The organism is Rhodococcus tibetensis (genome assembly GCF_024438035.1).
Taxonomy (GTDB): Bacteria; Actinomycetota; Actinomycetes; order Mycobacteriales; family Mycobacteriaceae; genus Rhodococcus_F; species Rhodococcus_F tibetensis.
In genome coordinates this window covers 223,033-243,591 of the sequence record NZ_JANFQF010000002.1, presented here as the reverse complement: position 1 = coordinate 243,591, position 20,559 = coordinate 223,033, and the positions used below count along the sequence as shown (strand labels likewise).

Here is a 20,559-nt window from a genome sequence, read left to right as displayed (position 1 = left end):
GGAAGCCGGGTCCGCCCTCATTTCGACGACTGGAGTGGCGTACTCCTCCACCGTGTCGAGCGGGCTCCGGAAGCGGAGCGTAGTCATCCCGTTCGCCGCCCTCGCCCCTTATGACACCGGCGGCGCGATTCCCGACTGCCTGATGCTCGACAAATCTCGTCCGCTGGCGCGCCTGCTGATCAGCTTCGTGGACAGCATGGGCACAAATATCACGTCCATGGACCCCGCCGAGGTCGACGCCGCGCGCGACGCGCTGCTCACGCTCGTGGCGGGGGTGATCCGCAGCAACACCCGCGCGGCGTACGACGGACCGGCCCTGCTGCCGGCCCTGCGGTCACAGCTCGAAGGGTGGATTAAGGAACACCTGCGCGGTGGCCCGATCCGCGTGGTCGACATGGCCAAGGCGTTCAATGTCTCGAGCCGAACGGTGCATCGCGCCTTCTCCCTGACGGGAGACACCGTCGGATCGGTCGTTCGTATGCAGAGACTCGCCGGCGCACGCCGCGATGTGGTTGCCACCAGTCTCCCGATCGGGTCCATTGCCCACCGTTGGGGATACTACGACGCCAGCCATTTCGGTCGCGAGTTCAAAACTTTCTTGTCCATGTCGCCGAGCGACTATCGGGATAGTTTCGAAGTTTCCCATGTCGGCGAGCATTCCGATATGGAAATGCTGAACCCGCGATTCGCATCGACCATGAACGACTTGGCCAGCTAATTCAACTCCGCAAAGGCTCCCAGCATGACACAAGCAACCGAAGACCTGTACAAGTGCACATTTTACGCTGATGCTGATCCCAATGGCATGGCATCGTTGACTGGACTACTGCTCCAAGAAAATTTTGACAGTTTTCCGGGACGACGCAAGACAGCCGCTCGAATGACACGGCCGATTGCATTGCGCGAAGGCGGATCCGGAACGGAATGCACAATTCTCTTCGGATCTGACAAGGCCTTGGTTCTGAACGATATAGCCGGGCGACCCAGTGTCACTGTGATCGACACGACGGGCGATCAGCTGATGGCCGTGTCGCAACTGAGGATGCGGGCGGGCGGGCTGATCCCGACAGGCTTCTTCAGCAGGCAGGGCATGGCTGTGATCCGCGCAATCCTCCGCAAGGAGCTCATCGTCAAGGGGCTTATCACACACCCGATTACGGTTCTTCGGTTCATCGCGCTGATGTCGACCGCGTAAGTGTGTTCGGGTCCGATTGCTCCGAGTGCACGCGCACGCCAACGCAATCCCGAAGGGGCTGAATCCCGCTCCGGCGTACCGCTCGAGGAAGCTGGATCGAGCGCCAGGAATCCTTGGTCGACTGCGGCTTGCAGTAAGTACGGAAGTCCACCGACGTGGCAACGGACGTCCATCGTGGATTCCTGCGCTGCCTCAGCGGCCGAACAAGCCTCGATCTGCGACGGCCTCGCCTCGGCGAGCCGACGTGGTCGCCGACTCGCCCTGAGAGGGCAATGAAACACGGGTTGCAAGGCGCTGGGACAGCGCGTGAAACACGATCGAACAACTGCCTTTTGTGGTTCGACTCAAAATGCGATGTTCCTGCCGACAGGAGATCGTTTCCGGAAAATATTTGTCGCCGAAGCAACTGGCTGGCGTGGCGTGGGAATACCGCCACCGGGCGTCCTCGTCCTAGTGAGCACCACGTTCCGCTCCTAACCTAAGTTGCGACACAGACCACATACTTTGGTTCGTCACAGTGCCCGCTTCAAAGGAGGGCAACTTTGTTGCCGCCCCGGTCGTGCCACGGCCGTCACGAGAGGAACAACCAACAGATGTCCGCAACACCGACCGCCGAGGAACTGTACAAGTACATCGGCTTGGCTTTCGAACAGGCTAAGAGCGACCCGATCCTCCTCGAGAAGCTCTCGAACATCCCGGGTGTCTTCGAAATCCTCACCACCGAACCCGACGGCTCCATGATCATCGACATGCCGAACCTGACCGCCGTTCCCGGCGCAGCGGACGGCAAGGCAGATTGCACCTTCCGGATGACCGGCGAATATGCGAACCGCTTCTGGCAGGGCGACCTCAATCTGACCATGGCTGTGATGAGGGGCGACATCGGCATGGCAGGGAACATGAAAATCGTGGCGAAAGCCATTAACGCGCAAACGAAGCTTTTCCCGACTTACATCGAGCTGCTGAAGAAAGATGGACGGACGGACCTGCTCGTTAAGTGACGCCGCCTGAACGATGGAACGCAACATCGTGAAAGACGACTGGGTCTCGACGCTCGACCTCCGCCAGGTCGAGCGTCGAGACCGACAAGCCGTGCACGCCGCGATGTGGTCGCCACGGACCTCCCTTTCCCACCATTAAGGACAGGCGCCACCAGCGATTCGGGTCGCGAAGATCCGTCGTGCAGGAATTCGAGGTTGGCGGGGGTACCCGAGGGGCCGAACTCTGCCGCGTGCGTCCACATGGCATATCCCACGTGAAGCCGCATGCCAGCGACGCTAACGCACTCCGCGCCCGGCCGTCCGAGCCGGCGACCAGGCTCGCGTACGCTGACGGCTCCACCTCCACCACCTCGGGAAAGAGATCATGGCGCGGTTCGAGAACGTCAGCGTGACCAAGAAGGCCAATGTGTACTTCGACGGCAAATGCGTGAGCTACAACATTGAGCTGGCCGACGGCACCTCCAAGTCGGTCGGTGTAATCCAGCCCTCGACCCTGACGTTCAACACTGCCGCGCCGGAAATCATGGAACTGATCGACGGCGAATGCAAGGTCACGCGCGCCGGCCAGACCGACACCCTCACCTACCGCGGCGGCGAATCCTTCAACGTCCCCGGCAACAGCTCATTCGAGATCGAGGTCCTGACCACGCTGCACTACGTCTGTCACTTCGGCTGAACTGGCCGCAGTAGCGGCCGAGACTTCGACCTACGCTGTCGCATCCCCGCACAGCCGGCGCGGGTGACGACGGCGACGGACGTTGCGGTGTTCTGCTTCGCGTCGCGCGAAACACAGGCCGGACATCCGGCGAGAAACCTCGGCCTCCCCGGCGCGGACCGTCCGCATCCTGACTGCAACCATCGAATCCGTGCCAGGAGACTCGCAAAACAGGCACACCAATGTGACCCTTGCCACAGGAAAGTACACCGCGTAGCGTATCCCTAACTTCGTTACAACTTTCATTATGGACTGCGAGCAACCTCGTTGCCGTTCGGTCGCGCCACGGCCATCAGGATTGGAATCGATCACATGTCTACTTCCCGCAGCGCCGGATCTTCTCGGTCCTGTGACCACAGGCGCAATGATCGACCGGAGTATGACGACCTCGCCCAGAGTCATTCCGGCGGCCATACAGCTGTTTCCGAAGTACGTCATGCTGCTGAAGAACGCTGGACGGACCGACCTCCTCGTTCGCGGCCGCTGAAGCACAGCGTCATGAAAGACGACTCGGTCCCCACGCTCGACCTCCGCCAAGTCGAGCGTCGGGACCGCCGGTCGGCTTGGGAGAACGCGATGGCGGGGCGGCTCGTGCCGATGGGAATCGATATTTCGGCCGATGCAGAGGGCGAAGGCCACGGACTACTACGATCCCTCGATCTCAGCGACATCAAAGTCACTGAGTGGGATTGCCCCGCACTGAAAGTGAATCGCACGAAGCGATTGATCGAAACGTCGAACACCGAGGTGCTGATGCTGCTCACAGCATCCTCCGGTACTCAACACTTCGAACTGCAATCGGGTACCGCTCGCATCGAACCTGGAACCGGCCTCATCTCGACGGGTCGAGTGGCGTACAACTCCACCGTATCGTCGGGGCTCCGGAAACGTAGTGTGGTCATCCCCTTCTCCGCGCTGGCGTCATACGACACCGGCGGTTCGATCCCCGATTGTTTGATGCTGGATCAATCCCGTCCGCTGGCGCGCGTCCTGATCAGTTTCGTAGAAAGCATGGGTTCGCACGTATCGTCCATGGACGCCGCAGACGCAGAGGCGGCGCGAGAGGCGTTGCTCACGCTGGTGGCCGGGGTGATCCGGAGCAGTAGCCGGGCGGCATGTGACGGACCAACGCTGCTTCCCGCCCTTCGATCACAGCTCGAAAAATGGATCACACAGCACCTTCGTAGCGGCCCGATCCGCGTCACCGATATCGCCAAGGCGTTCAACGTCTCGAGCCGTACGGTACATCGCGCCTTCTCTCTCACGGGCGATACCGTCGGGTCGGTTGTGCGCATGCAACGACTCGCTAGCGCACGCCGCGACGTGGTCGCCACTGACATTCCGATCGGGTCCATTGCCCACCGCTGGGGTTACTACGACGCAAGCCATTTCGGTCGCGAGTTCAGGAAGTTCCTATCGATGTCGCCCAGCGACTACCGGGATTGCTTCAGCATCACCGGTGTCGAGATGCAGGCGGAAACGGACACCCTGAACCCGCACTATGCGTCGACAATGAATGATCTGGCCAGCTGAATCGGCTCCGAAGCGGCACGCATTGTTCCATTCGGGCCCGACCATGCACCCGATCAGGGTTCTCCGGCTGATTACCCTCGCGCCGGTGGATCAGCGGCGCTGCGGTCCGACTCCCGCGAATGCGCGCGCAATGCATTTACAAGCGAAGACTGTGCTGACTCCACGGTATCGCCCAGTCCCACAAGCAAGTTCACCATCGTCGGTTGCAGGACCTGGTCGACCGGATCGGGGAACTGGGCGAAGTGACCGCCCAACTCCAGAGTGACGAATCCGTGTACGCAGCTCCAGAGCTGCGTGGCGATCACTTCCGGATTCTCGCCGCCGCGGATGCGGCCACTTCCTACGAATCGGGCACATTGGCTGACCAGAATCGAATAGGCAGTCTGAAACGCCTCGGACTGGGCAGCGGAACCCGAGCGGGCTGGCCTGAGCTGCCGGTATCCACGGCGCGTCGCGAGGCCGAACATCAGGTCATAGAGATGCGGATTAGCCTGGGCCAGCTGTCGGCATGCCAACGCAATACCGAAGAGATCCGCGGCAGGATCGTCACTGGCGGGTACCGCCTCGAAGGCAAGGGCGAGATTTTGGAAGCCTCTGTCGACCACGGCCTGAAGCAGCTCAGGCAGTCCACCGAGATGATAATAAACGGACATCGTGGACACCTGCGCCGCTTCAGCGACCGAGCGCGCTTTGATCTCCGATGGGCCCGCCTCTGCGAGCAGAGTCGTCGCCGCGTCGACCAGCCGCTCGATGATCTGTTCGGACGTCAATCGAACAGTGGCCTCCTTGTCGGGGCTCGGCATCCGCGTCCACCTCCCCCAGTTCGCATCGCCCCGTATGAAAGGGCCTTGGAACGAGGTTACAAGACGCTGCACGCGTCGCGCTGACCCAGAACAGCGTCGCCGCGGCGTCCGAGAAGCCATGACGGTTCGATTTCGCGGATACAACGTGAAAGAACATTCGCTATACTCGACTGATGGCAAAAACGGCAAACACCTCCGCCCTGGCGCCTCGGGACCGCCTCATGGCCGCGGCGCAGCTGTTTTACACCGAAGGCGTCCGGGCCGTCGGGGTCAACCGGCTGCTCGAAGAGGCGCATACCCCGATCATGACTCTCTATCGGCATTTCGGTTCGAAGGAGGGCCTCGTCGAGGCGTTCCTCCTCGACAAGGACCGTCGTGTACGTGCCAAGTTCGAACGTGAGGTCGAACAGGCCGGGGATACCGGCCGGGAGCGCGTGCTGGCGGCGTTCGACTTCCTCGGACGATTGATCGAGGACCCGGAGTACCGAGGGTGCACATTCATCAACGTCGCAGTGGAAATGGCCGACCAGGAACACAACTTCGTGGATATCGCGGTGGCTCACAAGAACTTCGTTCGAGAAATCTTCGCGCGGTACCTCACCGAAGCCGGCATCGAACAGACCGAGCCGCTGGCCACCCAACTTCTGATTTTGATGAACGGTGTTTTCGTCAGCGCCCAAATGCATTCGAACTTCCGGGAAGCGGCTTCTCAGGCCCGCCTGGCTGCTGAGGTTCTTCTCGATGCCGCGCTTGCCGCGGAAGCGACGAAGAAGGCCGCTTCGTAGTTCGTCGCCTCCTTCGGTGTTCAGGTGGTACTGGTCAGCCGCGCTCGTCCTGCGCGTGCTCCACGACCCAGCCCGCGATCTGTGTTCGTGAGGTGAACCCAAGTTTGGTCAGGATGTGTTCCACGTGACCCTGCGCGGTGCGCGGCGATATCACCAGTCTGGCGGCGATGGCTTTGTTGGTGAGGCCCTGCGCTACCAGGTCTGCGACCTCCCGCTCACGCTTGGTCAGGCCCGTCGCACTGCTACCGGCGAGCGGTGTCGCGGTCTGGGGGCCCTCGCCGAGGGCGTAGGCGACGGCTTCCTCGAATCCCAGGAGCGCACCCTCCCTTCGGGCCGCCTCGAACGCACGCTCACCCAGGGCAGTGCGAGTGAGCCGCTCGCAGTCCTCGTGGCGGACAAGCAGGGTGGGGAACAGCACCGAGGAGCTTCCCAGGGCACGCCCCAGCGCCTCCGCGGCCCCCATCAGGATGGCGGCGCGTCGTGCGCCGTCCTCGGTGCCGGCGATCCACGCCAGAGCCTCCAGGGTCATCGCGGCAGTGAACGGATCGTCCACCAACCGGGTCAGCCGCAAGCACTGTTCCAGCAGTTCCTCCGCCTGACCGCGATCGCCCTGCTGCAAGACCGCCACTCCCAGCGCCCACAGTGAATACGACCGGTATACCGATTCACCGTGTGATTCTGTGATGTCCAGAACCTGCTGATGGCAGCCGACGGCCCGCGGAACATCTCCCTGCAATTCGTACACCAGCCCGAGCATCATCAGCATCCACACCCGCGATGACAGGTCGCCGCGGGCGCCGAACACCCCCAGTGCCTCTTCCATGCGGGTGCAGGCGTGGGGAAGGTCGCCGCTGACGAGGCCCAGGAGGCCGTCTGCATGGGTGATGCGTGCGCGGGCCAGCGGGTCGGTTATCTGCGGGGTCAGCGCCTGCGCTTCTTCCACCAGGGCCCTCGAGGCCGGCAGGTCACCCTGCACGCCGGCGAACACGCTGGCAGCGTACAGCGCCCCCACTCGTGAAGCGGTCGGCTGCTCGGGATTATGGACCAGGGCCCGGTCGAGCCAGTGCCGCCCCTCTCGGAACATGCCGCGGGACAGCCAGAACGGGAACAGGGCCGCCGCTATCCGGAGACCGGCCTCGGCGCCGGTTTCGGGCGCCTCCGACAGGCAAAATTCCATCGCCTCACGCAGGTTCGACTGTTCCCTCTCGAGCCGCGCAATCCACTCCAATTGCTGCGGACCGATCCATTCGGCTTCGACCTGCAACACCAAACGCTGATACCAATCCCGGTGCCGTCGTCGCAATACCGGATGGATACCGGTCTGCTCAGCCTTCTCCTTGCCGTAGTCGCGCAGGGTCTCGAGCATCCGGAACCGCACCGCCGAGCCGGCGTCTTCCCGGATCAGGATCGACTTGTCGACCAATGCCGTCACTGTGTCGAGCAACTCCTCCGGAGTCAGGTCCTCCCCGCAGACCGCCTCGGCAGCATCCAGTTCGAAACTTCCCGCGAACACCGACAGCCTGGCCCACAGCTGCTGTTCCCGAGACGTACAGAGCTCGTGACTCCAGTCTATGGACAGCCGCAGAGTCTGCTGGCGTGTCGGTGCACCGCGATTGCCGAGGGTCAGCAGCGTGTATCGGTCGGTCAGCCGCTCCAGAATCTGCTCGGGCGACATCGCCCGCAACCGTGCCGCCGCCAACTCGATCGGCAACGGTAGGCCGTCGAGTTGGTGGCAGATTCGGACCACCGTCACCCGGTTGTCCTCGGTAAGTTCGAATCCGGGCACGGCGGCTGCGGCGCGCTGTGCGAACAACGTCACCGCGTCGTACCCGGGCAGCGCCCGCAGCGACGGCTCGCGGTCTGGGGCGGGGACCCTCAGCGGGGGCACGCGCAGCACCGCCTCCCCGCCGATACTCAGGGGTTCGCGGCTCGTGGCCAGGATCCGCAGCTGCGGACAGGTGCGCAGCAGCATCTCGGCCAATGCCGCGACCGCCTCCACCACCTGTTCGCAGTTGTCCAGTACAAGCAAAAGGTGCTTGGAGGTGAGAAACTCCGCCACCACGTCGTCGAGCTGTCGCGCAGGCTGATCCCGCAGCCCCAGGGTTGCGGCCACCGTGTCCATCAGCAATGACCCGTCCCGCAACTCGCCCAGTTCGACCAACCAGACTCCGTCACCGAATCCCCGCCGGACATCGGCGGCCAGCCGAAGCGCCAGACGCGTTTTCCCGACACCACCGATCCCGGTCAACGTCACCAGACGAGAGGCCGACAGCAGCTGCTTCGCCTCGGTCGACTCATGGCGGCGCCCGACGAAGCTGGTGAGCTCGAGCGGCAGGTTACTCAACGGAGTCCTCACGGCGGGTGCCGTCGACGGTATAGGTGGCGGGGCTGCCGTGGATCTCGGGCGGGCGCGCGCCGGATCCGGATCGCGTCGGTGCGCGCCCGGTTCGCCGGACAGGGCCATCTCGTCGACGGGGAAGCCGTGGTGGAGCTGGATCCGCCGCAGTTCATCGCCGAAGTCGGCGGCGGTGGCAGGACGCTGCCGCGGATCGGTGGCCATGGCCCGGTCGACTATCTCGGATACGTCGTCGGGAACGCCGTGCTCGCGCAGATCCGGGACCGGCTGGGTGGTGATCCGTAGGAAGTGAGCAACCACATGCTCACCGCTGTGGCGCTCGAACGCGGCGTGACCGGTGATGGCGCAGAACACCGTCGCACCGAGACCGTAGATATCGGAGGCCTCAGTCGGAGGTTCGCCGCTGAGCACCTCGGGTGCGGTGTAGGCCGGCGACCCGGTCACGGTGCCGGTGGCGGTCTCGAATCCGCCGGTGATATGGGCGATGCCGAAATCGGTCAGCGCCGGCTCCCCGTAGTCGGTGAGCAGGATGTTTCCGGGTTTGAGGTCCCTGTGCAAGACGCCGAGACGGTGTGCGGTCTCGAGCGCACCGGCCATCTTCACCCCGAACCTGAGTGCTACCTCCAACGGCAGTGGGCCGTCGTGGCGGATCCGGACGTCGAGCGAATCCTGCGAGTGGTAGGGCATCACGATGTAGGGGCGACCGCTGTCGGTGGCACCGACATGCAGTGCGCTCACAATGTGCGGATGTCCTGTGAGACGGCCCATCGCCCGCTGCTCCCGGAAGAACCGAACCCGGTTCTCCTCGTCGAGGTCCGCAGCAAGGACCTTCACCGCCACAATGCGGTCCAGCGCCGGTTGCACGCAGCGGTAGACGACACCGAACCCGCCCCGGCCGATTTCGTGGGCGTCCTCGAACCCCGCAGCGCTCAACTCCGCCGTGACCGTGTGGGCCACGCCGCGCTGGGTTTCGAACGGATCACCTGCGGCCATCGGAGTGTCCTCACCGTCTACCCGAAGAGCGAGAACGAGACCTGGACGATCCGATCCTCGATAAGGCAACCTGCCTCACCTCGAGAAGAATGTGCCTTCAGGATATCGCCGCCTGACAGGCAAATGGGACTGCGATTCAGCATCGGGGCAACAAACGGGCTTCGACGACGCTGGGCCGTCGTCGAGGTCGCCGCTGCTCACGGCATGTCCACACGTTGATCCCGTCAGCGCCGAGGGCGAGGGTGCTCGGGGAACGGCCTGATCTACCCGAGCCGCCCCCATAGCGGCGCTCTCGCGTGCGGACTGCCGCCGGCACTTAACTTGATTATTTGTCAGTTGCCGATTTTTGGCAGCAGCAACGCGATGCGTAGTTTCTGGTCGATCGTCTGCGACAGAGTAAGCGTCTCATCCAGCTTCTGGCCGAGTGCCTGCGCGTTGACGTTGGCATCGCCCAGGGTCGCCGCGATCCCGCCGAGCGGCACAACGGCCGCACCGGCCTGTTCGCCTGCGCCCTGACCGGCCGAAATGGTTCCCGCTAAGGGAGCGTCAGCCTCGGTCAGCGTGGCACCGAGGGTATCGAGTTGGTCACCGAGGGTGCCCAGCACCTGATTCGCACGGGTGAGGGAATCGATGACGCCGATCACCTCCGGCAGCCCCTGTCGTGCCGCCTCGGCTGCAGGTGGCAATTGATGCGCCCCGTCGAGCGCCTCATCGGTCGTCTTGTCGAGCGTGTTCACCTGCACGACAACGTCATTCAACGTGTCATTGGTGACGCCCAGATCTCTCGTGAGAATCAACAAGCCGCTCAACACCGCAATGGTGAATGCCAGGGTGATCGCCCAGGACAACCGAAACTTTTTCTGAATGTGCATGTTCACTCCGTCGAACGACAAAATCGACTGTCCGGATGCTCAAGGATGAGGCAGCGGCGGTAATGGTGGTGCCTCGAAACCCAACGGCGGGATACCGAGACTGTTGAAGGTAGGGCCGACCACCGCGAGGAGCGGACCGAACTCCCGAACATGGGCAGCCTCTTCCTGGATCGTCGCCAGCGTCGAGGCGATACCCGACATCTTCGGGCCGAGAGCGAGAAGAGTGAGCTGCATTGTGGTCAAACCGTCGTGGATACCCTGCAGTTCGGTGGCGACGGAACCAACCGCCGTCGCCAACCCATCGACGGTGGCGCCGGCCTCGCCGGAACGCGCGGTAACGCCTGTCACAACGTCCGGCAAAGGTGCCGCGATACCCGCGACCTGCGATGCATTGCCGGTCAATGCCGCTGACAGTGGGGATAATTCGACGCTCCGACCGGCCAACACGGCTAGGTCGTTCGACATGGGTCCGAGAACTTGGATATCCGCCGCGAGCCGCGCGTGCTTCGGCTCCAGTTCGGCGGTGAGCTCGTCGAGTCTTTCGGCCGAATCGATCACCTGCACGCTCAAGGCCGATGGTCGACCGAGAGGGTCGCTGATATCGCGGAACGTGGGAAAAAAGCCATTGATCACGCACAAGCCGATGGCGGGCGCCACGCCGAATGCCAGCACAACCGAGGCAAAAGTTCGACTGCCTACCATTACTTCCCTCCCGTCGGCGCCGGGATCACATTGCCCTGCGCTGGAAGCGGCGCGAGTTTGACCGTCGTACGCTCGAGTTCGGCGTTGAGCTGATCGGCCAGTTGCAGCGCGGCCAGAAGCCGATCGTTCACCTTGACCACCGCCGCGTCCGCGTCGGCGGAGATGGCGTGTAGCGATCCCGCCGCGCCCTGCAGCGACGAGGAAACGCCATGGAGCTGGTGGGCGATATCGACGTCGTTATGACCGGCAGTAACCAACGTCCGCATGTCCGGCAGCATTGCGGCCAGCTGATCAACGTCCGCGGCGGTCGCCGCATTCAATTCCGCCAGCACGATTTTCAAGTCTGAAAGCTCTTTTCGGACACGAGCCGGTGCGGCCAGATCGGCACGCTCGTCGAAATACTGGTTGGCTTGCCTGAAGTTGTCCACGATGGCGCGGGTACTTTGCCGAACCGCCAGCCCCTCCTGAATCGCGATCAACACGAGCACGAGTAGCACGGCAGACATGACCGCCGCTAGTCTGCCCAGCCATTCGGTGGCAACTGAAAACTTGGTGACAGGGTGAGTGACCGCGGACCTGTCTGATTGTGGAGTAGCCGAGGGCAACATGGCAGTTTGAGGTCCAGCCATGTCGGAACGACTTCTCAGGCTTCGGTCTTTACGTCGCATTTCACGTCCAGTCGGTCGAGAGGCATAAGTGGCGGGTCGGTATTCAGCCCGGCAGTGGAAGCATCTGGTTGATTGTCGCCGCGGATTCGACAGCAGTCTGTAAGTCGGCGATCAATCCCTCGATCACCGCCAACAGGTCTTCCCCCTGCTGACCGAACGCCTGGGCGGAGTCCACCAGCGGAAGGATGACGTTATGCACCTCACCGAGAATCTGCGCGATCGCGGCAAGTTGCTCATTGGTGATCTGGGCTCCTTGGGCGGTGCTCGACAGAGACGCAGCGACCGGCGTGATGGCGTGATCCAGTCGCGCCAGGAGTGGCCCCAACGCCCTGATGGAGTCGAGCGCCGACTCCGCAGTACCGGTCAGCTGGGTCAGTTCCCCGAGCTCCGCGGTCAGTTGATCGTTGACGTCGAGGAAGCTCTCGGAAACACCGACACTGGTGGCGTTGACTCGTTGCTGGTTCTCCAGGCTCCTGTTCAGGTTGAAGATCACGACTGACAGCAGGCCGAGTACGCCAACGGCTACCAGGGCGAGAACGGTTCTGGCCGGCCCACCCGGTCGTCCGAAAAACACCATGAGTTGCTTACCTTCCGGACAGATCGGTGGCTGCGGATTCCACGGAAAGACGTGTGTCGTGTACTCGAGCGGCCGTCACACGCACGTCGTCGAGGATGGCGGCCATCGTCGCGCGGTTATCCGACAATGCGGTGGCCGCACTGTTCGCCGGCGCTCGCAGTGCGCCAACGCGAGCGCTGAGGGTATCGAGAGACCCGACCAGGCCGTCGATGTCGACGCCCGTATGGTCGAGAATCTCCTGTAGATCTACCGATATCGTTCCGATGAGGGTGCCGAGTTCTGCCGACACCGCTTCGCCCATGCCGAGAACATCGGTCAGGCACTGACGCACCTTGTCCAGTGCCGCAAAAGCACTCACCGTCACCCGCTCGTGCTCGACAAGCCGAGCCAGCGCGGGGTTGTAGTGATCTGCCGCCTCGACAGACTGCTGCAGGCGCCCCGGCGTCGCGGTGAGATCGTAAATTCTCGGACCGAGATAGAAAACGCCGAGTGGGATCAATGCCAGCACCACCACTCCACGACCGATCCGGGTACCGCGTGAGACTTCACGTCTGGATGACACCGATCGAAGCACAGTGGTGTCGACCTCGACCTCGGCCTCGGGCTCGGCGCCGTTGCGCGCGACGGCGCCGAGCCTGTGCGGGAAGCCCTCCATCATGACACCACCGGCACAGGCGCAGCTAGGTCGTCGCTGTCGTACAGCGTGACGAGAAGGTCCGGGGTGACGACGGCTGTCATTGGTGCTCCTGGACTGTGACCGAGGTCCCGCTCGCCGGTTGGCTGTGGGACGCATCACAGAATGGTAGAGACCGTTCTCTACACCGTCAAGAGGTTGCTGTCGCCGCGTTTACAACGAAGGTCAGTAGAGAGACTCGAGGAGCGCTGCATCGTAAGGATCGGCATCGTTCAGGCGACCGGCGAGCGCTTTGCGAGCCCATTCGGGGTCGGCGATCAGCGCGCGGCCGACTGCAACGAGGTCGAATTCATCGCGTTCAGCACGGTCGAGCAGCCCAGTGATGTCCGCAACCGCAGTATGGGTCGGCCTGCCATCTGGGCCGGCGAACTCCTTGTCCAGACCCACGGATCCGACCGTAACCGATGCCTTACCAGTGACTTTCCTGGCCCAACCGGCAAGGTTCAGGTCGCTGCCTTCGAACTCCGGAAGCCAGTAGCGCCGAGTAGAAGCATGGAAGACATCGACGCCGGCGTCGGCCAGCGGCGCCAGGATCGCCTCCAGTTCCGTGGGCGTGTGGGCGATGCGCGCGTCGAACTGTCCCGACTTCCACTGCGACAGCCGGAAGAAGATGGGGAAGCCGGGCGTGACTGCCGCCCGGACCGCCTCGACGACCTCAGCGGCGAAGCGAACCCGGGATGCGAGGTCACCGCCATAGGCATCGGTACGCCGATTGGTTCGTTCCCAGAGGAATTGATCAACAAGGTAGCCGTGGGCACCGTGCAATTCCAGACCATCGAATCCCAAGTCTTGCGCGGCCGCGGCCGCGGTGGCGAAGGTACCGATAACGTCATCGATATCAGCGGCACTGAGGGCAATTCCGTGGGGCAATCCATCGAGTGCCAAACCGGAGGGGCCCACGGGCGGCGCTGTACGGATGGGTCCAGCCCCTTCGGTGCGAGTAGAGCCCACGTGCCAAAGTTGGGGGATGATCTTTCCTCCGGCCTGATGCACAGCCGACACCACATTGCGCCAACCGGCGAGGGCTTCTCCGCCCCAGAAGCGCGGGACCCGCTCGCTGGTGCCTGATGAGGGGTGATGCACCAAGGTCCCCTCGGTGATGATCAGGCCGACGTCCGCGGCAGCGCGACGAGCGTAATACTGCGCCACGTCAGCACCGGGAACTCCGCCCGGCGAAAAGTACCGCGTCAGTGGCGCCATGACAATGCGGTTGGGGACTACCAGGTCACCAACGCTGAAGGGGCGCCCGAGAACCTGCGCGGTCCGCACGACACCTGGGGTAGTGGTCACGTATTTCCTCCTGAGGGTTCCGTGATGCCGGATGGGATATGAAATGACCGTACACCTTTTGGTCATTTCATACCACGGCACGACCTCATCGCGACACCTCACCAGCGACTTTTCGTGCTCGCCGCCTCGGCGCTCTACGTTCCGGGGGTCCGGACCCGCTGACGGGCCCTGTGAGCACGCAGGTTCTCCGGGTTTCCGCACAGCTTGGCGGAATGCCACACCCCGCTGTTATTGCGCGAGGAATCGTAGAACGCCGCCCCGCAGCGCACATTGCGGCAAATCTTCAGTCGGCGCCACGCGCCCGCCTGCTGGGCCTGGAAAACCTCGAGCAAGATCACAGCGGCGATGTACCGCCACCCTTGTCCGCGCGGCTCCAGGACCGCCCGTCCACCGCGATCCAACCGTAGAGCCGCTGCCGCGACATTAACTGCCGGCGCCGCGTGGCTGTCGCCGCCCACGGGCGGCGCAAGCAGCCGCCGCAATTCGGCGCGCAGCCCGATGAGTTCCTGCAGGTCATGCGCGGAGAGATGTACCGGCGCGGCCGACTGCCCTGATTGCGCTGCCCAGTTCGCCAGCGCCTTATCGAGCCAAGCCTGTGCGTCAGGAAGGCCGCCGAGTAGGTCGATGGCCCGCGGACGACCGGCCGAAATCGTGTTGACAAAGTCGTGCACCAACGCCAACCCGTACGGCGCAGGCGCAATTTCGTACCGCGCGGAGGCGGACCACTCCATGGCCAAGCCTTCTCCGGAATTTGGTTCCACCGACATGACTGTAATCGGTTTGGTCATCGGTTCGATACCCCGAGACAAGCGACGCCCTTTCCACCCTCAAATCTTGACGATCCGGTCTAGACGGATTAGTCTAACGCGGATCGGGGCCGGTCGGCGTACAACGCGCACCCACCCGACCGCTGCGGCGCGCTTCGAACGCCGAACGCATGGCCATCGGCACAAGGCCTTGCAGGCACGTCGAGGCACTCACGCAGAAGCCATCCATGACGTACGAAAACCTGAAGGTGCGGCAGGAGGAGTCGGTGCACACCATCGGCCGCGCGGCCGCACCATTCGGCAAATGTGCCATGTTTACCGCAGGTCCCACACCACATTTGCGCACCAACCCTCGAAGGAATCAGATGTCCCTCATTACCGATACGGTTGATCCCGGAATTCGCGTGTTGACAATAAATAGACCATCCAAACGCAACGCCTTCGATATTGAAACCTATGTTGCACTGGCCGAGGGAATTGTGGAGGCCGACCGCGACCACGAAGTTCGAGTCATCGTAATTACGGGAAGTGGTGGCGTCTTCACCGCCGGCAATGATCTGATCGATTTCCGGGATCATCCCGATTCGATGGCTGCGTTCGATCTTCTACGAACCTTGGTCGCGACAGAAAAACCGATTGTCGCAGCGGTCGAGGGATTCGCAGTCGGCATCGGCGCGAGCATGCTCCTGCATTGCGACTTGGCTTTCGCGGGCAGCTCGACCGTCTTCTCGCTGCCGTTTGTAACCTTAGGCCTGACCCCTGAAGGCGCCACAACGCTCTTGTTGCCCCGTATCGCCGGTGTCAAATTGGCCACCGAGTTGTTGATGCTGGGGAAAAAATTCACCTCGGGCCGCGCCGAAGAGGCTGGCCTCATCAACCGCGTAGTCGCCGACGGGACTGCACTCTCTACAGCACTCGAGGCGGCAACCTCCCTCCAGGAACTACCCGCCGAATCGGTGCGGATCACCAAACGTCTCCTCCATCGCGACCGACTCGACGTTCTACAGGTAATCGACGAGGAAGCCGAACTGTTCAGGAAACGTTGCCATTCAGTAGAAGCCAAGGCCGCAATTGCGCGTTTTCTCGAGTGATCCCGGAGCCACGACAAAGCGAATGATGTTCGACAATTTGATCCTTGGGCGACTCCCCCGGCGGTGATCAACACAGGCCTGCTGACACCAGCACTCTGCAGCACAGAGGCCGACGAGTCGGAGGCATGTGGACGAGATAATCCACAGCCAACGTGAGACACCTTGCGGGCTATGTTGTTTCAGTTTTCTACTGTCAGGATCGGCCAGCCTGAGTGTGCTCGTCTCTATCCCGACGACCGCTTCGATATCTACCGCATCTACAGGAAACCCACCGTTGACATGAGAGAGACTGTTCTCTATCGTCAAGTTAGCCGCGTTGCCGGTATCGGCAGAACCGAACCGGCGACGTTCGTCCCGCCAACAAGCGCTCGCCTTCGTGTGGGCCGCAATTCGTCCAACAGAAGGAACGTAGAGAATGCCTGAATCGACGATCGAAGCCGGCGTGAAGTCCAGCACTGTCACCACCGAGGTACGCGGAAACGTGCTGTTGATCGGCCTGAATCGGCCCGACAAGAAGAATGCGTTGACTGGAGAGATGTTCTCGGCCCTGGCCGAGGCATACAAGCGTTACGACAGCGATGACGATCTGCGCTGTGCCGTGCTGTACGGCGAGGGAGGGGTGTTCTGCGCTGGAGCGGATATGACGCAACTGAAGGACCTCGTCGAAAGCGGTGCGCTGGTCTACAGCGAAGGAGAGTACGACCCCTTCGGAATGGAGGGCTCTCGGTTGTCGAAGCCGGTGATTTCCGCTGTTCATGGCATGTGCTTCGCTGGCGGACTCGAGCTCGCGCTCGCTGGTGAATTTATCGTCGCCGCCGAGGGCACGCTGTTCGGCCAGCCGGAGGTTCTGCGCGGTGTCTTTGCGTTCGGCGGTGGGGCGGCGCGATGGGCCGAGCGTGTCGGCTATGCCAATGCGCAACGGTACCTGCTCACCGGCAATCACTTGAATGCGACGGAAGCGCACCGGATCGGTCTGGTACAAGAAGTCGTTCCGGCGGATGAGCTCTTCGATCGGGCCCTCGAGTTGGCCAATGAGATCGCGGCAGCGGCGCCGATGGCAGTGCGTCACTCGCTGGCCGTGTCCCGCCTTGCTGCCGCTGAGGGAACTCCGGCCGCCTTCAAGGTAGTTCCTGAGCTGCGGTCCGAGGTCGTCGGAAGCAGCGACGCCGCCGAAGGCGTCGCGTCGTTCCTCCAGCGCCGCGCCGGCGTATACACCGGTAACTGAGTCGGAACGCACCGGCCGACAACATCAACATCGAAGGACAGAAGAATCATGAGAGAAGCGGCAATCGTCTCGACGGCGCGTACCCCCATCGGAAAGGCGTATCGCGGGGCGTTCAACAATAGCCACAGTGCGACCTTGGGAGGGCACGCCGTCGAGCACGCGCTGAAGAAGGCCGGACTCGAGCCCTCTCGCGTCCAGGACGTCGTGATGGGAGCCGCCCTCACGACCGGAGTGCAAAGCGGTGATATCGCGCGTCAGGTCGCGATCCGCGCCGGAATCCCTGTCACTACACCGGCAATCACCGTCAGCAAGTTCTGTACGTCGGGGTTGGAAGCGATTGTCGCGGGTTCCTATCGTGTGCTCCAGGGGGGGCTCGATGTGGTCGCCGCCGGCGGCGTCGAGTCGATCAGCATGATTCAGGTCCCGGGCTACGACTTCATGATCGAAGAGCCGTGGATCAGGCAGAACAAGCCCGACTACTACATGCACATGATCGAAACGGCCGAGGTGGTCTACGACCGCTACGGCGTGAGCCGGGAGTCTCAGGACGAGTTCTCTTTTCAGAGCCAGCAGCGCACGGCCGCCGCGCAGGCGGCAGGTCTGCTGGACGACGAGATCGTTCCGATGGAATCGGTCAAGCGAGTCGTGAACAAGGAAACTGGCGAGGAATCGTTCAGTACCGTCACCCTCACACACGATGAAGGCAACCGGCCCAGCACCACGTTGGAAGGCCTGCAGGCACTGAAGCCGGTGATGCGTGCCGATGGATGTGTCACAGCGGGTAACGCCAGCCAGCTCTCCGATGGTGCGTCGGCGGTCATCGTGATGAATCGCGACACCGCGGAAAAGGAAGGTATCGAGCCGCTCGGATACTTCCGGGGCTACACGAGTGTCGGCGTCGAACCCGACGAGATGGGTATCGCGCCCGTGTACGCAGTACCGGCGTTGTTGGATCGATTCGGCCTGAGCGTCTCCGATATCGGCCTGTGGGAGCTCAACGAGGCCTTCGCGGTTCAGGCGGTCTACTGCCGTGACAAGCTGGGCATCCCCGACGAACTTCTCAACGTGAATGGTGGCGCCATCTCGATCGGCCACCCCTACGGCATGAGCGGAGCCCGCATGGCGGGACACGCCTTGATCGAGGGCAAGCGGCGCGGTGCGAAGTACGTCGTCGTGACGATGTGCGCTGCGACCGGCCTGGGTGGTGCCGGTCTGTTCGAGGTTGCCCTGTAAGCGGCACAGCCTCTGTGTCACTGCGCGGTGGGATACCGCACGCGGCCCGTCGGACGTCGAACGCGGCCGACTGGCCGCACTGAGTCTCGCGGCGATCCGGCTGTCGACTCGCCGGATGGCCGCGAACCCAAGTCCCGTGCTGCTCGCAGGACGGGAAGGTCGGGAACCGTGGTTTCCCACAGACCGCGGGGGCCTGGACCATCTTGTCTAGACTAGATGGTCTAGGTCTTTTCGATCAGGACAGGCGGGTGCCATCATGCTGGAGTCGGCGAAAACGCGCGACAGTGGGAAACATGAGGACGAGCGGCCCCGTCGGAAAGATCTTTCGCATAAAGAACGATTGCTCCGACAGGGTATGAGCCAGTTCTATGCCCACGGTTTCAGTGGCACCACCGTTGATGCCCTACTCCATTCGACCGGCGTGCCGAAGGGTTCGTTCTACCACCATTTCGGCTCCAAAGAGGCGTTCGGCCGAGCTGTGCTGGAGCGATATTGTCACTTCCAGATGGACCTACTCGCCTCCTGGGCAGCCAGACCCGAACTCGGCACTGTGGATAAGCTGACCGGCTATTTCGACGCGATAGCCGACGGTTTCATCGACTCCGGGTTTCAACGGGCGTGCTTGGTCGGCAAATTCTCCACCGAAGTAGCCGCCACCTCCGAGGCCTTTCGACACCACCTCGACGAGGACCTTCGCATCTGGCACTCCAGCTTGTGCGAGATCCTCTCCGAAGGCCAGGCCGCGGGCGAGGTTCGGATCGATCGGGCTCCCCACGAACTGGCCGACGCGCTTCTCGCCCTGATTCAGGGGGCATTCGTGGTCGCGTTGTCGACGCGCAATGCCGAGTCGCTACGGTCCGTTTGCGCGACCATCCCGGTCATCCTCACGTGAGTGCATCGATCGGCTGTGTAAGCGGCCGCCGAAAGCCGCCCCTCGGACAGCGAGTCGGCAGGAAACCAGCCGGTGGCGTGTCACGCCGGAGATCGCACACGTAAAACCGAAGGCTTGCGATTGAAGCAGGCCGATCGGTTTCCCAACAATGAGAGCTCGGGAGTTCATGATGAGCACAACTCGGCCGGTGGCACTAGTGACGGGTGCGTCCTCCGGCATCGGAAAGGCCTCCGCCCTCGCGCTGTCCGAAGCAGGTTTCACAGTGGTCGGGTCGACCCGGGACACCTCACGCGCTACCCCACTCGACGGTGTGACGATGGTTGACCTCGACGTAGCCAGTGACGCTTCGGTCGCTGCCGCAGTTCAGCAGGGCGTCGAACGGTTCGGACGGATCGACGTCTTGGTCAACAATGCCGGGATCGGCTTGACGGGCGCGGCAGAGGAGAACTCCATCGCGCAGGCCCAAGGCGTTTTCGATATCAACGTATTCGGCGTCATGCGCATGACAAACGCGGTTTTGCCGCACATGCGAGCTCAGCGAAGCGGACGCATCATCAACCTCTCGTCGATCTTCGGACTCATCCCGGCGCCCTATCTGGCGGCCTACGCGGCATCCAAGCACGCGGTCGAGGGGTACTCCGAGTCCTTGGACCACGAGGTCCGCGAATACGGCGTGCGGGTCCTTCTCATCGAGCCCGGGGGGACCAACACCGGGTTCGAGGCGAACAGCCCGCGGCCCGATTCACCCTTGCCGGTGTACGAATCGCAGCGGCGCATCGCCGATCAGGTACTCGCGACAGCTGTCAGGGACGGCGACGCGCCCGCCACCGTTGCCAGCGTAATCGTGGCGGCAGCGACGGATTCGAAGCCGAAGTCGCGGTACACCACCGGCCCGATGGCCGGGCGCATCAGCATCCTGCGCCGCATCGCTCCCTCCCGAATCTTCTATACCCAGATCCGCAAGTACAACCGCCTGGCCAACTGACGCCTCCGGGCAGCAGGCCTCGCAAGCCCCACCGGACAGCGGAGAATTGATGCCAGGGCGCGATCCCATTCTGATCACCGTAGCCGTCGGCGAAGTCGGTGGCGGTTTTCGTCGATGACCTACGGAACATTGCCGACGGGGCAACCGCACTGAAGGGCTGCTGTTGCGTCTGCCTCAGTCCA

20 protein-coding genes are annotated in these 20,559 nt (G+C 62.8%); 11 read left to right on the top strand and 9 right to left on the bottom strand.

What is annotated here, in order from left to right; all coding sequences use genetic code 11:
* The first annotated feature begins 52 nt into the window (after positions 1-52).
* The 5 genes from NOF53_RS27665 (at position 53) to NOF53_RS03845 (ending at position 4,444) form a co-directional block, all read left to right on the top strand.
* Positions 53-718, top strand: a complete 666-nt coding sequence (locus NOF53_RS27665; protein WP_255965708.1) for an AraC family transcriptional regulator — start codon at positions 53-55, stop codon at positions 716-718.
* A gap of 24 nt (positions 719-742) precedes the next feature.
* Positions 743-1,195, top strand: a complete 453-nt coding sequence (locus tag NOF53_RS03860) for a hypothetical protein (protein WP_255965706.1) — start codon at positions 743-745, stop codon at positions 1,193-1,195.
* Positions 1,196-1,788: 593 nt separating this feature from the next.
* Positions 1,789-2,196, top strand: a complete 408-nt coding sequence (locus NOF53_RS03855) for an SCP2 sterol-binding domain-containing protein (RefSeq protein ID WP_255965704.1) — start codon at positions 1,789-1,791, stop codon at positions 2,194-2,196.
* A 364-nt stretch (positions 2,197-2,560) separates the two neighbouring features.
* On the top strand, positions 2,561-2,872 hold the full coding sequence (gene ppnP / locus NOF53_RS03850; protein WP_255965703.1) for a pyrimidine/purine nucleoside phosphorylase: 312 nt from the start codon (positions 2,561-2,563) through the stop codon (positions 2,870-2,872).
* 615 nt (positions 2,873-3,487) lie between these two features.
* Positions 3,488-4,444 carry an AraC family transcriptional regulator gene (locus NOF53_RS03845; protein WP_255965701.1) on the top strand — a complete coding sequence of 319 codons (957 nt, stop codon included), beginning with the start codon at positions 3,488-3,490 and terminating at the stop codon, positions 4,442-4,444.
* 71 nt (positions 4,445-4,515) lie between these two features.
* On the opposite strand, the gene NOF53_RS03840 is transcribed toward NOF53_RS03845, so the two are convergent.
* Entirely contained in the window at positions 4,516-5,247 is a 732-nt protein-coding gene (locus NOF53_RS03840) for a TetR/AcrR family transcriptional regulator (protein WP_255965700.1), read from the bottom strand.
* Positions 5,248-5,420: 173 nt separating this feature from the next.
* Here NOF53_RS03840 and NOF53_RS03835 point away from each other — a divergent pair, with 173 nt between their 5' ends.
* Positions 5,421-6,032, top strand: a complete 612-nt coding sequence (locus NOF53_RS03835) for a TetR/AcrR family transcriptional regulator (protein WP_255965698.1) — start codon at positions 5,421-5,423, stop codon at positions 6,030-6,032.
* Between the two features lie 34 nt (positions 6,033-6,066).
* On the opposite strand, the gene NOF53_RS03830 is transcribed toward NOF53_RS03835, so the two are convergent.
* The 8 genes from NOF53_RS03830 to NOF53_RS03795 all read right to left on the bottom strand — a co-directional run bounded on the left by NOF53_RS03830 (position 6,067) and on the right by NOF53_RS03795 (position 14,945).
* A complete protein-coding gene (locus NOF53_RS03830; protein ID WP_255965696.1) occupies positions 6,067-9,381 on the bottom strand; it encodes a protein kinase domain-containing protein in 3,315 nt (1,104 codons plus the stop codon).
* 332 nt (positions 9,382-9,713) lie between these two features.
* A complete protein-coding gene (locus tag NOF53_RS03825; RefSeq protein ID WP_255965694.1) occupies positions 9,714-10,253 on the bottom strand; it encodes a hypothetical protein in 540 nt (179 codons plus the stop codon).
* Positions 10,254-10,292: 39 nt separating this feature from the next.
* A complete protein-coding gene (locus NOF53_RS03820; RefSeq protein ID WP_255965692.1) occupies positions 10,293-10,955 on the bottom strand; it encodes a hypothetical protein in 663 nt (220 codons plus the stop codon).
* Complete coding sequence (locus NOF53_RS03815; protein WP_255965690.1) at positions 10,955-11,461, bottom strand: hypothetical protein; 507 nt, start codon at positions 11,459-11,461, stop codon at positions 10,955-10,957. Before NOF53_RS03815 ends, NOF53_RS03820 begins: the two co-directional genes overlap by 1 nt.
* Before the next feature lie 205 nt (positions 11,462-11,666).
* A complete protein-coding gene (locus tag NOF53_RS03810) occupies positions 11,667-12,200 on the bottom strand; it encodes a hypothetical protein (protein WP_255965689.1) in 534 nt (177 codons plus the stop codon).
* Positions 12,201-12,207: 7 nt separating this feature from the next.
* Positions 12,208-12,858 carry a hypothetical protein gene (locus NOF53_RS03805; RefSeq protein ID WP_255965687.1) on the bottom strand — a complete coding sequence of 217 codons (651 nt, stop codon included), beginning with the start codon at positions 12,856-12,858 and terminating at the stop codon, positions 12,208-12,210.
* Between the two features lie 201 nt (positions 12,859-13,059).
* Positions 13,060-14,184 (bottom strand): NADH:flavin oxidoreductase, encoded by a 1,125-nt coding sequence (locus NOF53_RS03800; RefSeq protein ID WP_255965685.1) that lies wholly within the window; start codon positions 14,182-14,184, stop codon positions 13,060-13,062.
* Between the two features lie 134 nt (positions 14,185-14,318).
* Entirely contained in the window at positions 14,319-14,945 is a 627-nt protein-coding gene (locus NOF53_RS03795; RefSeq protein WP_255965683.1) for a CGNR zinc finger domain-containing protein, read from the bottom strand.
* Between the two features lie 233 nt (positions 14,946-15,178).
* On the opposite strand from NOF53_RS03795, the gene NOF53_RS03790 reads away from it, so the two are divergent.
* The 5 genes from NOF53_RS03790 to NOF53_RS03770 all read left to right on the top strand — a co-directional run bounded on the left by NOF53_RS03790 (position 15,179) and on the right by NOF53_RS03770 (position 20,377).
* Entirely contained in the window at positions 15,179-16,042 is an 864-nt protein-coding gene (locus NOF53_RS03790) for an enoyl-CoA hydratase/isomerase family protein (protein WP_255965682.1), read from the top strand.
* Between the two features lie 415 nt (positions 16,043-16,457).
* Positions 16,458-17,267 carry a crotonase/enoyl-CoA hydratase family protein gene (locus NOF53_RS03785; RefSeq protein WP_255965680.1) on the top strand — a complete coding sequence of 270 codons (810 nt, stop codon included), beginning with the start codon at positions 16,458-16,460 and terminating at the stop codon, positions 17,265-17,267.
* A 48-nt stretch (positions 17,268-17,315) separates the two neighbouring features.
* Positions 17,316-18,500, top strand: a complete 1,185-nt coding sequence (locus tag NOF53_RS03780) for an acetyl-CoA C-acyltransferase (RefSeq protein WP_255965678.1) — start codon at positions 17,316-17,318, stop codon at positions 18,498-18,500.
* A 340-nt stretch (positions 18,501-18,840) separates the two neighbouring features.
* Positions 18,841-19,392 (top strand): TetR/AcrR family transcriptional regulator, encoded by a 552-nt coding sequence (locus NOF53_RS03775; RefSeq protein WP_374212558.1) that lies wholly within the window; start codon positions 18,841-18,843, stop codon positions 19,390-19,392.
* 169 nt (positions 19,393-19,561) lie between these two features.
* Positions 19,562-20,377, top strand: a complete 816-nt coding sequence (locus tag NOF53_RS03770) for an oxidoreductase (RefSeq protein WP_255965675.1) — start codon at positions 19,562-19,564, stop codon at positions 20,375-20,377.
* The last annotated feature ends 182 nt before the right edge of the window (positions 20,378-20,559 follow it).